Annotated in this window: 11 protein-coding genes; 8 read left to right on the forward strand and 3 right to left on the reverse strand. The window is 64.7% G+C overall.

Annotation, left to right across the window (positions count from 1 at the left end; translation table 11 throughout):
- Positions 1-34: 34 nt before the first annotated feature.
- Together U5775_RS26410 and U5775_RS26415 are read right to left on the reverse strand one after the other, a co-directional pair.
- A complete protein-coding gene (locus U5775_RS26410; RefSeq protein WP_322061059.1) occupies positions 35-1,186 on the reverse strand; it encodes a sigma-54 interaction domain-containing protein in 1,152 nt (383 codons plus the stop codon).
- A complete protein-coding gene (locus tag U5775_RS26415; protein ID WP_415913655.1) occupies positions 1,183-2,427 on the reverse strand; it encodes an acyl-CoA dehydrogenase family protein in 1,245 nt (414 codons plus the stop codon). The genes U5775_RS26410 and U5775_RS26415 overlap by 4 nt, the downstream gene beginning before the upstream one ends.
- 434 nt (positions 2,428-2,861) lie before the next feature.
- On the opposite strand from U5775_RS26415, the gene msuE reads away from it, so the two are divergent.
- The 7 genes from msuE (at position 2,862) to U5775_RS26450 (ending at position 9,626) form a co-directional block, all read left to right on the forward strand.
- Entirely contained in the window at positions 2,862-3,431 is a 570-nt protein-coding gene (gene msuE, locus U5775_RS26420) for an FMN reductase (RefSeq protein WP_322061060.1), read from the forward strand.
- Between the two features lie 53 nt (positions 3,432-3,484).
- Positions 3,485-4,588 (forward strand): dimethylsulfone monooxygenase SfnG, encoded by a 1,104-nt coding sequence (gene sfnG, locus U5775_RS26425; protein WP_322061061.1) that lies wholly within the window; start codon positions 3,485-3,487, stop codon positions 4,586-4,588.
- Positions 4,589-4,680: 92 nt separating this feature from the next.
- Positions 4,681-5,460 carry an ABC transporter ATP-binding protein gene (locus U5775_RS26430; protein WP_322061062.1) on the forward strand — a complete coding sequence of 260 codons (780 nt, stop codon included), beginning with the start codon at positions 4,681-4,683 and terminating at the stop codon, positions 5,458-5,460.
- 13 nt (positions 5,461-5,473) lie between these two features.
- Positions 5,474-6,355 (forward strand): branched-chain amino acid ABC transporter permease, encoded by an 882-nt coding sequence (locus tag U5775_RS26435; RefSeq protein WP_322061063.1) that lies wholly within the window; start codon positions 5,474-5,476, stop codon positions 6,353-6,355.
- A 10-nt stretch (positions 6,356-6,365) separates the two neighbouring features.
- Entirely contained in the window at positions 6,366-7,409 is a 1,044-nt protein-coding gene (locus U5775_RS26440; protein WP_322061064.1) for a branched-chain amino acid ABC transporter permease, read from the forward strand.
- Between the two features lie 119 nt (positions 7,410-7,528).
- On the forward strand, positions 7,529-8,827 hold the full coding sequence (locus U5775_RS26445) for an ABC transporter substrate-binding protein (protein ID WP_322061070.1): 1,299 nt from the start codon (positions 7,529-7,531) through the stop codon (positions 8,825-8,827).
- 1 nt (position 8,828) lies between these two features.
- On the forward strand, positions 8,829-9,626 hold the full coding sequence (locus U5775_RS26450) for an ABC transporter ATP-binding protein (RefSeq protein ID WP_322061065.1): 798 nt from the start codon (positions 8,829-8,831) through the stop codon (positions 9,624-9,626).
- A 23-nt stretch (positions 9,627-9,649) separates the two neighbouring features.
- On the opposite strand, the gene U5775_RS26455 is transcribed toward U5775_RS26450, so the two are convergent.
- Complete coding sequence (locus tag U5775_RS26455) at positions 9,650-11,827, reverse strand: ATP-binding protein (protein ID WP_322061066.1); 2,178 nt, start codon at positions 11,825-11,827, stop codon at positions 9,650-9,652.
- A 305-nt stretch (positions 11,828-12,132) separates the two neighbouring features.
- Here U5775_RS26455 and U5775_RS26460 point away from each other — a divergent pair, with 305 nt between their 5' ends.
- Positions 12,133-12,489 carry an NUDIX hydrolase gene (locus U5775_RS26460; RefSeq protein WP_322061067.1) on the forward strand — a complete coding sequence of 119 codons (357 nt, stop codon included), beginning with the start codon at positions 12,133-12,135 and terminating at the stop codon, positions 12,487-12,489.
- The last annotated feature ends 330 nt before the right edge of the window (positions 12,490-12,819 follow it).

The following is a 12,819-nucleotide window of genomic DNA, read 5'->3' on the forward strand; positions in this document are numbered from 1 at the left end:
GATTGGGCGGGCGATGCAATGAGCCGGAGCGACGCTACTTCAACGCCGCAATCTGCCCCGCTCGAATCAGCCTGGCACGCAGCACATTGCGGCTGATGCCGAGCAGCCTGGCCGCCTGAATCTGGTTGCGATGGCTGAATTCGAACGCGACGCGGATGACGGTGTCTTCGATACGCTCGTAGAGGTCCCCATGCTGTTCGTCAAAGAGGTTCCGCAGCGTCGCTTCGAGCGCGAGCTGCGGACTGGTCTTCGGATCGTCCGCTGTTGCTGATGCCGCTACGGCCGGTGACGCATCGGATATCCTTGGCACCCCGAACGAAGCGATCTGAAGATCGCTTTCCTGCAGCGTGTCCTGCCGGCTGACGAGCAGCGCATGATGGATCACATTTTCCAGCTCGCGGATATTGCCGGGCCACGCATGCGTCTGGAGCTTGTGCTCCGCGCGCGGATCGATGCCTCGCGGCCCATAGCCAAGGCGGCTGCGATAGTCCTCGATGAAATAGCGCGCGAGCGGCAGGATATCGCCGGGCCGCTCGCGCAGGGTCGGAATGGCCAGTTGCACGACATTGAGGCGGTAAAACAGATCCTCGCGGAAATGCCCGGCGGCGACCGCATCGCGAAGATGGACATTCGTCGCGGCAATGACGCGCACGTCGATCGGCAGGCTTTTGCGCGCGCCCAGGCGCACGATTTCCCGCTCCTGGAGCACGCGCAGCAGCTTGACCTGCATGGACAGCGGCAGGTCGCCGATCTCGTCGAGGAACAGCGTCCCGCCGTTGGCCGCCTCGAACCAGCCGGGCTTCGCGCAGAACGCGCCCGTGAACGCGCCTTTCTCGTGGCCAAACAGTTCGCTCTCGACCAGGGTCTCCGAGAACGCCCCGCAATTGACGGCCACGAACGGTCCGCTCCTGCGCCGGCTCAGGCTATGCACATGGCGTGCGATCAGCTCCTTGCCGGTCCCGGTCTCGCCGATGATGAGCACGTTCGCATCGCTCGGCGCCACCATGCGGATGCGTTCGAGCAGCGCCAGCGAGCGGGGATCGACAAACACCTGGGCGCGCGCGCGTATTGACGTCGTCAGCGCGCGCTGGTTGGGCAGTGTCAGGACGGAAGCAGCGTCATCCTCGTCGGGCGCGGGAGGAGACAGCTCGTCGGGCAATAGCACATCGTGGCTCGGAGAATTCATGAGTAAAAGCTCGGTGTCGGCCAGGTATGTTTGAGCGCCCATTCGCCGATCTCGCGAATCTTGTAGGCAAGCGGGTCGTGGAGGGTGTGCGTGCGCAGATTGCGCCAGTGCCGGTCGAGACGCAGCGCCGCGTGCGTGGCGCGCGCGCCGGCGACGTCGAACATGCGCGTACAGATATCGAGGCCCGCGCGCGCCGCCGCGACCTTCGCGCTGGCGACGGCCAATGCGACTTCCCCGCGCTCGGCGCCGGTCAGCGCGGTGTCGCGAGACCATGCGGCGTCGAGCTGGTCGGCGGCGCGGTCGGCCAGCAGTCGCACGGCCTCCAGGCTGACCCAGAACTCGCCGAACTGGCCCAGTACATAGGGGTCCTCGCCGGTGCTCGCGACCTTCGACGGCGGCCATGGGCGTGCCTCGTGCAGGGTGTAATGGCGCGCGCTGCTGAAGGCGGCCTCGCTGATCCCCAGATACACGTTCGCGAGGATCAACTGCGCGATCACGGGCCTGAGGCAGGCAAACGGCGTCGAGAGCGGGCCGGGATCGGCGAGGATCTCGTGGTGCTCCACGCGGACCTTTTCGAAGGTGACCGAACCGCTGTCGGTTTGCCTTTGGCCGATATTGTCCCAGTCGTCGGCGATCGAAATGCCGCTGCGCTGGGTTGGCACGGCCGCGACGAGGAAGGCGCCCGTATCGGCCTCGCGCGCGGAGGCAATCAGCATTTCCGAGTCGAGTGCGCCGGAACAGAAGCTCTTCTGTCCGCTGAACTCGCTCCACGCTCCATGCGTGCGGCTGATCGTTCGATCGTCGAGCGGGTTCAGCGCATTGCCCCAGAACCAGTGATGGCGGGCCGTCTGCTCGAACCACGATTCCCATTGCGACGGCATGCCGAACAGCCGGACCGTCGCGAGCATCAGATGATGAAACCCGAATACGTGGGCCAGCGAGCTGTCCGCGCGCGCGAGCACGCGCACGGCATCGAGCGTCGTGCGCCAGTTGGCGCCGATGCCGCCATACGCCACGGGAATGCTCAGGGCCAGCAGGCCGCTTTCACGTAACGCGTCGCGCTCCACTTTCGGCGTGCCTCCCAATTGATCGCGTTCGGCCGCCGTCAGCGAGAAGCGTTGTGCGAGCGCTTGCGCCGTCTGAAGAGGGGACTCGCGCCGCTTTTGCTCTGGCTCTGGCTCCGGCGACGCAAAAGCCCCTGTCAATCCGCTTGTTTTCAACGAGTGAACGATGGAGGCCATTTGTATGAACAAGGTGATGCAGCCAAGGCCCCGCACGCGATGGAGCGACCCTGCTGCCGTGACAGCAAGTGTTGAATGTTTTCCGGGCCGCGGAAAACATTGTTTTTTCATAACCAAAGTCGAATTGCTGCGCTAGCAGCAGGAACGCGGGATTGCGCGTTTGACGCGCGCGGCGCGAAGCGCCTGCTGCTTCCTGAGCAGCAGGGATTCAGCAGAACTGTCTGCGCAGAGTCATCGCGATCGGGCATGTGGATAGAAGCCGCCGTTCGCTGTGCTCATGAATAAATCTGCATTGCGCTGTGACCGGCCTGCTGACGGCGTCCGCGCCCGGCGCAGGGCGCCGCAGCGATCCGGCGCGTGCGAATGGCATGCTCCTTGCATTTGACGGATGCACAAGGATCACGGTCTTCACCATAAATTACGAAGGATTGCTTATGAGCAAGACGTATAAGGTCGTCGCGGTATCGGGCGGATTGCAGCGGCCGTCACGAACGCTTTCGCTGGCGCGGGCGCTGCTGGACGAACTCGGTAACGCGCTACCGATCGAAGCTCGCATCATCGAGCTGGCCGAGATCGGCGGCGGTCTTTCCAGCGCGCTCGCGCGTGCGCAGGTGAGCGCCGAGCTCGAAAGCCAGCTTCGCGAGATCGAGACGGCCGACGTGCTCGTCGTGGCGAGCCCGGTTTATCGGGCCTCGTATACGGGGCTGTTCAAGCATCTGTTCGACCTCGTTCATGCCGATGCGCTGATCGACGTGCCCGTCCTGCTCGCGGCAACCGGAGGCAGCGAACGCCATGCGCTCGTGATCGATCATCAGCTTCGGCCGCTATTCAGCTTCTTCCAGACGCGCACGCTTCCGGTAGGCGTTTACGCATCCGAAAGCGATTTCAGCGACTACCAGATCGCGACGCCCACCTTGCAGGCCCGGATCGCGCTTGCCGTCAATCGCGCCGTGCCCATCCTTCGCGCGGGCTCGGCCTCTGTCGCGGCGCCGCTGGCCGCCTGAGCCGTACCTGAGCCTTGCCAGAGCATCACCACTTTCCAACAGGGACTACTTTCATGAGCCATCCGACCTCCTCCGACGACGCCGTCAAATTTGCCTACTGGGTTCCCAACGTCAGCGGCGGGCTCGTCGTCAGCACGATCGAGCAACGCACGGACTGGAGCCTCGAGTACAACCAGCGCCTGGCGCAGACGGCCGAGGCCGCCGGTTTCGACTACGCGCTGAGCCAGATCCGCTTTACCGCGGGCTATGGCGCCGAGTATCAGCACGAGTCGGTTTCGTTCAGCCAGGCGCTGTTGCATGCGACGACGAAGCTCAAGGTGCTCGCAGCCATTCTGCCGGGGCCGTGGAATCCGGCCGTCGTGGCCAAGCAACTGGCCACCATCGATCATATTTCCAATGGCCGCATTGCGATCAACGTCGTGAGCGGCTGGTTCAAGGACGAATTCACGGCGATCGGCGAACCGTGGCTCGAGCATGACGAGCGCTACCGGCGCTCGAAGGAATTCATTCAGGCGCTGAAGGGAATCTGGACGCAGGATAACTTCACTTTCCGGGGCGACTTCTACCGCTTCAACAACTACACCTTGAGCCCGAAGCCCGTGCAGAAGCCGCATCCGGAAATCTTCCAGGGCGGCAGCTCGCGCGCCGCGCGTGACAATGCGGCCAGCGTATCGGACTGGTACTTCACGAACGGCAATACGCCGGAGAACCTGAAGGCACAGATCGACGACATCCGCGAAAAAGCCGCGAAGCACCATCACAAGGTGAAGATCGGCGTGAACGCCTTCGTCATTGCCAGGGACACCGAAGAAGAAGCGAAGGCCGTGCTCGACGACATCATCGCCCATGCTCACGTGGAAGCCGTCAATGCGTTCGGTTCCGCGGTGAAGCAGGCCGGTCAGGCCTCGCCCGAGGGCGAGGGCAACTGGGCGAAGTCCACCTTTGAGGACCTCGTTCAGTACAACGATGGTTTCCGCACGAACCTCATCGGCACGCCGCAGCAGATCGCCGAGCGCATCGTGGCGCTCAAGGCGATCGGGGTGGATCTCGTGCTCGCGGGGTTCCTCCATTTTGTCGAGGAGGTCGAATACTTCGGCAAGAAGGTGCTGCCGCTCGTGCGCGAACTGGAAAGCCGCCAGGCGCCCGCATACGCCTGATCGAGACCCGCTGCACCGGGCGCGGGCCGCCCGGTGCGAAGCCAAAACACCCATACATCAACGCGCCAACACGACTCCCCAGGACACATGACATGACGCAAGCGCCTTCCGCCTTGCTCGCACTCGATGGTATTTCGCTCTCGTTCGGGGGCACGAAAGCCATTACCGATCTCAGCTTCGAGGTGGCCACCGGCGAGATTTGTGCCTTGATCGGTCCCAATGGCGCCGGCAAGAGCTCGCTGCTGAACATCATCAACGGTGTCTACCGGCCGCAGCAAGGCACCGTGCATTTCGACGGTCAGGCCTACCGGCAGATGGATCCTTACCGGGCCGCTCATCGGGGCATTGCCCGCACGTTCCAGAATCTCGCGCTGTTCCGGCGCATGAGCGTGTTCGACAACGTGCTCGCCGGTCGCAATCTCCGCCGGCGCAGCACATGGATCGAGCAGACCCTGCAGGTCGGGCGTGCCCGGCGCGACGAACAGGAGCAGCGCAGCCGGGCCGATGCGGTCATCGCGGCGCTCGAACTCGAGCCTTGCCGCGATCGTCAGGCGGGCACGCTCTCGTACGGTCTGCAAAAGCGCGTCGAACTCGCACGCGCCCTCGCGGCCGAGCCGCGCCTGCTGTTGCTCGACGAGCCGATGGCCGGGATGAACGCCGAGGAAAAGCGCGCGATGGCCGGCTATATCGTGCACGCGAGCGAGCACTTCGGGGTGACGGTCGTGCTGATCGAGCACGACATCGGCGTGGTGATGGGCATATCGGACCACGTGGTGGTGCTCGACTACGGCAAGAAGATCGCCGATGGCAGACCGGAGGACGTGCGCACGAATCCCGATGTGCTCGCGGCCTACCTGGGAACGCGACACTAAAGGATATCGGGCCATGCAATTTTTCTTCGAGGTGCTGGTCGGCGGCTTGCTTGCGGGCGTCATGTATTCGCTCGTCGCGCTGAGCTTCGTGCTGATCTACAAGGCATCGGGCATCTTTAACTTCGCCCAGGGCTCGCTCGTGCTGTTCGGCGCGCTGACTTACGTGAGTCTCGTCGAGCGGGGCCTGAGCGCGTGGCTCGCATTCGCGCTCACGCTCGCCGCGCTGGTGTTGATCGCGGTGGCGACGGGGCGGCTCGTGCTTCGGCCGCTCGTGAACCGTCCGCCCATCGTGCTGTTCATGGCGACGCTCGGATTGAGCCTGATTCAGGAAGGGGCCGCGCAACTGATCTGGGGCGCGCAGGTGCACGGGCTCGATATCGGCATCGACGACAAGCCGCTGCATCTGGCCGGCGTGATGGTGAGCCGGCTCGATCTGTTCGCGGCGGCCACGGCGGGTGTGCTCGTGCTCGCCCTCTCGCAACTCGCGAGGTGGTCGCGCTTCGGGCTGGCTTTGCGCGCCATTGCCGACGACCCGCTCGCGGCCTTCGCCGTGGGCATTCGGCTGCCGCGCGTCTGGGCCATCGTCTGGGCGCTGGCCGGCTTCGTCAGTCTGGTCGCGGGCCTGCTGTGGGGTGCGCGTCTCGGTGTGCAGTTCTCGTTGTCGCTGATCGTGCTCAAGGCGCTGCCCGTGCTGATCATCGGCGGATTTTCGTCGATCGGCGGCGCCATCGCGGGTGGCCTGCTGGTCGGCGCCGCGGAGAAGCTGGCCGAAGTCTACGTGGGCGCTATCGTCGGGGACGGCATCGAAAACTGGTTCCCCTATCTGCTGGCGATGCTGTTCCTGCTCGTGCGCCCGGTTGGCCTGTTCGGCGAACGCGCGGTCGAGCGGGTCTGAGGAGAAACGGATGGAATTGACTCGTGAAGAAGTTGCCGCGCCAGGACGCGCGAACGTCGGCCAACTGCTGGCGGCGCTGGCGCTTGCGCTCGTGGTGTTCGTCGGGGTGCCGCTCTGGGCGAACGACTATTGGCTCAACGCTATCCTCGTGCCGTTTCTGATTCTCTCGCTCGCAGGGCTGGGGCTGAACTTCCTGACCGGATTCGCAGGCCAGCTTTCGCTGGGGGCCGCCGCGTTCATGTCGGTCGGCGCCTATGCAACGTACAACCTGCTCGTGCGCGTTCCCGCGCTTCCGCTTGCCGTGGACCTGCTGCTCGGCGGCGCGGTCAGCGCCACGGTGGGCGTCCTGTTCGGCCTGCCGTCGCTGCGGATCAAGGGTTTTTATCTGATCGTCTCCACGCTCGCGGCGCAGTTCTTTGTCGTCTGGCTGTTCACCCGCGTCGCCTGGTTTTCGAATGACGATACTTCAGGGGTTCTGAGCGCTCCGGCGTTGACGATGGGGCCCTGGCGGATCAGCACCCCGGCGTCGCGCTATCTGTTTGTGCTCGGCGTCGCCACGTTGCTCTTCGCCTTCGGCGTGCGTCTCGTGCGCAGCGAACTGGGCCGGTGCTGGATGGCGGTGCGCGACATGGACACTGCCGCGAGCGTGATCGGCATCCCGGTCGGGCGCACCAAGCTGCTGGCGTTCGCGCTGAGCTCGTTCGTGCTCGGCATCGCCGGCGCGCTGTGGGCATTCGCGTATCTGGGCACCGTCGAGCCCGATGGCTTCAATCTGAATCTGTCGTTTCAGATCCTGTTCATCATCATCATCGGCGGCATGGGCAGCATCGGCGGGAATTTTCTCGGCGCGGCGTTTGTCGTGCTGCTGCCGATCCTGCTGTCGAATTCGGCCGGTGCGCTGGGCGCCCTCGGCATCGCGGAAGACCAGTTGCAAAACCTCCAGAAGATCGTGTTCGGAACGCTGATCATCGTGTTTCTCGTCAAGGAACCGGACGGGCTCGCGCGGCTGGTCCAGCTGGCCTGGCAGCGCTGGACCGCGAAAGAGCAGGAGTAGTAGCAAAAATTCATTCGGATGATTTTCAATTTATTCAATAAGGATTGCGAAGCATGAAAGTCGAAAAATTTCGGAAAGCACGCAGCGTATCGACGAAATGGGCGGCGGCGCTGGGCGCGATGGTCGCGATTGCGGGAGCGATGGTTTCGCAGGCACAAGCGGCCGGCGAGCAGTATTTTCCGCTCCAGAGTTATCGCGTGGGGCCCTACGCGGCCGGAGGAAGTGGCTTCTTCGGCGGCTTCATCGACTACATGAAGCTGATCAACGCGCGCGACGGCGGCGTCAACGGCGTGAAGCTCGTCTGGAAGGAGTGCGAGACCGAATATGTCGTGGAGAAAGGTGTCGAATGCTACGAGCGGCTGAAGAACAGCGGGCCGGACTCGGCACCGGCCGCGGCCACCAATCCGTTGTCGGTCGGCATTGCCTACGCGACGCTCGACCGTTCGACCGCCGACAAGCTCCCGCTCATCACGATCAATCACGGCCGCACGGATTCGACGGACGGTGCGGTCTTTCCCTATGTGTTTCCGCTGCAGCTCAATCCGTATAGCGAGGTGTCGGCGATCATCAACTACATCGGGCAGCGCTCGGGCGGGCTCGACAAGCTCAAGGGCAAGAAGATCGTCGTGCTCTACCACGGCTCGCCCTACGGCCGGGAAACGATTCCCGTCGTCGACCTGCTCGCGAAGAAGTATGGCTTCGACGTGACGCAGATCGAGGTGCCGCATCCGGGCAATGAGCAGGGCTCGCAATGGCTGAAGATCCACCAGATCGATCCCGACTGGGTCATCCTGCGCGGCTGGGGCGTCATGAATCCGGTGGCGCTCAAGACCGCGCAGAAGGTCGGCTATCCCGTCGATCACATCATCGGCAATATCTGGAGCAATTCGGAGGAAGACGTGCGCCCGGCCGGGGACGCCGCCAAGGGGTTTGTCGCCATCACGACGCATCCGTCCGGCACCGGCTTCCCGGTCCTTCAAGCGATTAACCAGTATGTGATCAAGCCCGGTAACGGCAACCTCAAGGATGCGTCGCGCTTCGGCACGGTCTATTACAACCTCGGTGTCGTCAATGGCATCCTGAACGTCGAGGCGGTACGCGTCGCGCAACGCAAGTTCGGCAATCAGCCGCTCACGGGCGAGCAGGTGCGCTGGGGCTTCGAGCATCTCGATCTCGACGATGCGCGCCTGAAGCAACTGGGCGCGCTGGGGCTCGTGCAGCCGCTCAAGCTCTCCTGCGAGGATCACGAAGGCGGCGGCGCCGTGCGTTTCCAGCAATGGGACGGGCAGAAGTGGAACGTGATCAGCGGCTGGGTTCAGGCCGATCGGGCCACGCTGCGTCCGCTGATCGAAAAATCGGCGCTCGCCTACGCGAAGGAAAAGGGCATCACGCCGCGCGCATGCAGCAAGGAGCTCTGAGATGAGCGAGGCGCCGATTCTCCAGGTGGACGGGATCGCGGTCACGTACAGCCAGATCATCGCGGCGGTCCATGACGTCTCGCTCACGGTGCCCGCGGGCGGCATCGTCGCGCTGCTCGGCGGCAACGGCGCGGGCAAGACCACGTCGCTCAAGGCGATCTCGAGTCTCGTGCGCGCCGAGCGGGGCGAACTGACCGCCGGCCGTGTCGTGTACCGCGGCGCGGACGTGACGCAGGCGCAACCGTGGACGCTCGTCGAGCGCGGTCTCGTGCAGGTGCTCGAAGGGCGCCGATGCTTCGCTCACCTGAGCGTCGAAGACAACCTGAGGATCGGCTCGTTCGCGCGCAGGCCTGCGCGCGCCGATATCCGCGTGGGGCTCGAACGCGTCTACGGGATTTTTCCGCGCCTCAAGGACCGTCGAAAGACGCTGGCCGGCTATACGTCGGGCGGCGAGCAGCAGATGGTGGCGATCGGGCGCGCGCTGATGGCGCGTCCGTCGCTGGTCCTGCTCGACGAGCCGTCAATGGGCCTCGCGCCGCAGATCGTCGAGGAAATCTTCGAGATCGTGGCGGCGCTCAATCGCGACGAAGGGGTCAGTTTTCTGCTCGCCGAACAGAACGCGACGGTGGCGTTGCGGTATGCGCACTACGGCTATGTGCTGGAAGGGGGGCGCGTCGCCGCGCAAGGCCCGGCGAACGAGCTCGCGGAACGGGATGTTTTACAGGAGGCGTATCTGGGCGGGGCGCCAGGGCGCTATGCGGGGCGGCGGGTTCAGGATGAGCGTGTGGCCGTGGTGTAGTGGGCGGCCATGAGTTCAACGTGTCACTGGAGCGCGTCGGTCGTTCCTCGTCCCGCGTGCTGCTGGAGATGGCGTTCGAGGACGTCGGGATTGCAGGGCTTGGCGAACACCTCGACGCCGAGCGATTCGAGACCGTCGAGCGACTCCCGCGCGAAGCCGGTCAGCAGCGTCACGCTCAGCGCCGGATAGCGTCTGCGGATCTCGGCCGCGAGCCGCACGCCGCTCATCGCCCCTGGCAACTGGACGTCCGAGAGCACCGCATCGATCGACTCCGCGCCGCCTTCGAGAACGGCCAGCGCGGCCTGCGCATCGGTTGCGTGGATCACCGAATGCCCGAGGGCTTCGAACAAGGCGTGCTCGGCATGCGCGACGAGCGGGTCGTCCTCCACCAGCAGCAGGCGCAGTGGACGATGCGTGGCGGCGCGGGCGGTCTCGGGCTCGGCGCGCTTCGGCGCGACCGGTTCGGCGCGCGGAATGTGCAGGCCGAACGTGGTCCCGCAATCGCGCCCGGTCTCCAGTGTCACGAAGCCGCCCGCGCGCTCGCAGAACGCGCGCACCTGCGCGAGCCCGAGACCCGTGCCATGGCCCGCGGGCTTGGTCGTGAAGAACGGCTCGAACGCGCGCGACTCGGTGGCGGTGTCCATGCCGTGGCCGTTATCGCTGAACACGAGGCGAACATAGTCGCCGCCCGGCGCCGCCGGAAGCGGCGCGACGCGCGCGTTGCCCACGCGCAGCGAAACGCGCCCGCCTTCCGGCATGGCGTCGCGAGCGTTGACCGCGAGATTGAGGAGCGCAAGCTCCAGTTCCGCCGCATCGACGCGGATGGGCCACACGTCGGGCTCCACGTGCTGGACGAACCGGATGGAGTCGCCCAGCGCCGAGCGCAGCAGCGGGTAACCCCCCCAAAGACGCAGGTCGACAATGTCCTCGTGGAGCGGCTGCTTGCGTGCCACGCCGAGTAGCCGGCGCGTGAGCGCCCGACCCTTGGCGATCACGCCTTCGACGGACTGGAGGGCCTGCTGCGCGTCGGCGGCCGAATGTGCGCCGCGCGCCGCATGGGCTGCGATCGCCATGAGCACGTTATTGAAGTCGTGCGCGACCATCGCGACCATGTTGCCCAGCGTTTCTAGCCGCTGGCTCTCGGCCCGCGCGCGCTCGTGCGCGGCGAGCGCGAGACGCTGGGCATCGAGTTGGCGCCATGCGGCCTGCTCCCGGCTCAGGCGGCGCAGATACAGCGCGAGCAGCAGCACGATGATGGCCGCGGGTCCCAGCGTCGTGAGCACGAGCCCGATGGACTGGCGCAGCCAGGCCGCGCGCAGCGGCGCGATGGGCCACGCCGCGACCACGTAGGCGTCGTAGGTCCCCACGCGACGGTAGGCGACGATGCGCCCGCGGTCGTCGCCCGGGTCCCGCGCGGGAAGCCGCAGCACGCCTTCGCCGACCCGCTCGCGCAGGGCGCTGACAAGACCGGGAGGCATGGCATGGTCCTTGTCGCTGTCGTCGGGATACCAGACGAGCGGTGCCGCGCCGGCGGTCAGGAGACCCAGTTGCAGCGGGCTATCGGGCGCCCGCAGGTCGCGGAAGAAGTCGCGATAGTAGGCGAGGTTCATCGAGACCGAAACGAAGCCGCCGAAGCCGCCGCGCGCGTTGGTCCACCCTTGCGCGACGTTGAACGTGTGAGCACCCGTCACGCGGCTCACCATCGGCTGCGAAATGTGCAGCAGCGCGGGGGCGTTGCGCACGACGCCGAAGTCCGAGCGATCGGCCACGTTGATCGAGCCGGAGGCGGCGTGGCTCGATACCAGCAACTCGCCGCCGCTGCTGAATATGTTGACCACGAGTATTTGCGGGTAGCCCGCGCCGAGCTGGCGCATCTGGTTGCGGATGGACGCCGACGAATGCAGGATCTGCCGGTCGCTCATGTGCGAGACGTGGCTCACGAGGCGCGGGATCAGCGTGGCGTCGATGTCGAACAGCTTGACCGCCTGCTGCTGGGCGACCCGGGCCGAGCGCACGGCGGCTTCGGTGGCGGTGCGCAGCCGCTCGTTCCAGTTGCCGCGCACTTCGAGGCCGACATAGAGCGTTGGCAGCGCCACCGCCGCGACCATGAGGGCATGGACGACGCGCCGCATGCCGCGAAAATGCGACTCGCGCAGCCGACCGGCTGGCGGGAACGGTTCGTTGGCGGTGGAAGTGTTCATGGGAAGTGCTGCGAAAGCCATGGTGCCGAACCGCCCGACGCGGTCGATATAGCGTGCGGCCAGCAAGTTTTATTCCCGGCGCGCATGCCTCGCGGACATCGGCGCTTTCCCCCGCTGGGTGGCGTATCAGAGACGTTGGCATCGCGCCGCCGCGCGGGCGCGGTAATTGCTACCCTCAGGGCGGTGAAATCCCTGCCATGGCCGTCGCCCGACGCTGCCGACTTCCCGGCAGACCCTTCCGGCAGACCCTCGCGGCAATGCCCGAAATGGCAGAGAATACTCATCCGTCCTGAAACCTGAAGAGCATGAAAGAGAGAGCCACCGTTGTGTGCTGGCAGCGCGAAAGAATTCTCCTCGTGGCGCGAGGACGAATGAGGTGGTCGCTGCCCGGCGGTACGATCCGCCGCGATGAATCGCCGCTGGAGGCGGCCCGGCGTGAGCTCAGTGAGGAGACCACGCTCGACGGTTGGGAACTGGGTTATCTGTTCCAGTTTGGCGGCTTGAACAAACGGCACCATGTATTTTTTCTGATTTTGCCCGACGATGCGCGGCCCGAACCGAACAATGAAATATTGAAATGCCGCTGGTTTCGCCCGCGAAAAGTAAGCGCGCTGATAACCAGTGTGCCGACTCGGGAAATCATCAATATGCTATTTAGCTAGAAGCTGACCGCTGCACTGCGCGATGCAGCGCCGATTGACTGAAGAAGCTTATGTTTATGGGTTATTCGGCCTGTTTCGACGAATAAGGAAATACGGGGAGCGGAAAAGTTATTATTGTTTGCAAATTTAATATCCGGTCGGTTTGCGAACATTTTCACATAGCGTACAGTCGTATTTTTTTTGCGAATTTATTAATAGAATTGACATTCTTCAGGTGTGGCCTATATTGTCCACACCGTGGGATAACGTGTGCAAACGAAACACCGGCGAAACACCAGTGAAACACCAGCGCCGTACCGGCGCGACATCAGCACACGAACCGGTTAGACC

The sequence above is a fragment of the Paraburkholderia sp. J63 genome (genome assembly GCF_905220245.1).
Classification (GTDB): Bacteria; Pseudomonadota; Gammaproteobacteria; order Burkholderiales; family Burkholderiaceae; genus Paraburkholderia.

Coding starts and splice junctions, on each gene's coding strand:
- U5775_RS26410 (WP_322061059.1), bottom strand. CDS start 1,186: ATGAATTCTCCGAGCCACGATGTGCTATTGCCCGACGAGCTGTCTCCT.
- U5775_RS26415 (WP_415913655.1), bottom strand. CDS start 2,427: ATGGCCTCCATCGTTCACTCGTTGAAAACAAGCGGATTGACAGGGGCT.
- msuE (WP_322061060.1), top strand. CDS start 2,862: ATGAGCAAGACGTATAAGGTCGTCGCGGTATCGGGCGGATTGCAGCGG.
- sfnG (WP_322061061.1), top strand. CDS start 3,485: ATGAGCCATCCGACCTCCTCCGACGACGCCGTCAAATTTGCCTACTGG.
- U5775_RS26430 (WP_322061062.1), top strand. CDS start 4,681: ATGACGCAAGCGCCTTCCGCCTTGCTCGCACTCGATGGTATTTCGCTC.
- U5775_RS26435 (WP_322061063.1), top strand. CDS start 5,474: ATGCAATTTTTCTTCGAGGTGCTGGTCGGCGGCTTGCTTGCGGGCGTC.
- U5775_RS26440 (WP_322061064.1), top strand. CDS start 6,366: ATGGAATTGACTCGTGAAGAAGTTGCCGCGCCAGGACGCGCGAACGTC.
- U5775_RS26445 (WP_322061070.1), top strand. CDS start 7,529: ATGGTCGCGATTGCGGGAGCGATGGTTTCGCAGGCACAAGCGGCCGGC.
- U5775_RS26450 (WP_322061065.1), top strand. CDS start 8,829: ATGAGCGAGGCGCCGATTCTCCAGGTGGACGGGATCGCGGTCACGTAC.
- U5775_RS26455 (WP_322061066.1), bottom strand. CDS start 11,827: ATGAACACTTCCACCGCCAACGAACCGTTCCCGCCAGCCGGTCGGCTG.
- U5775_RS26460 (WP_322061067.1), top strand. CDS start 12,133: ATGAAAGAGAGAGCCACCGTTGTGTGCTGGCAGCGCGAAAGAATTCTC.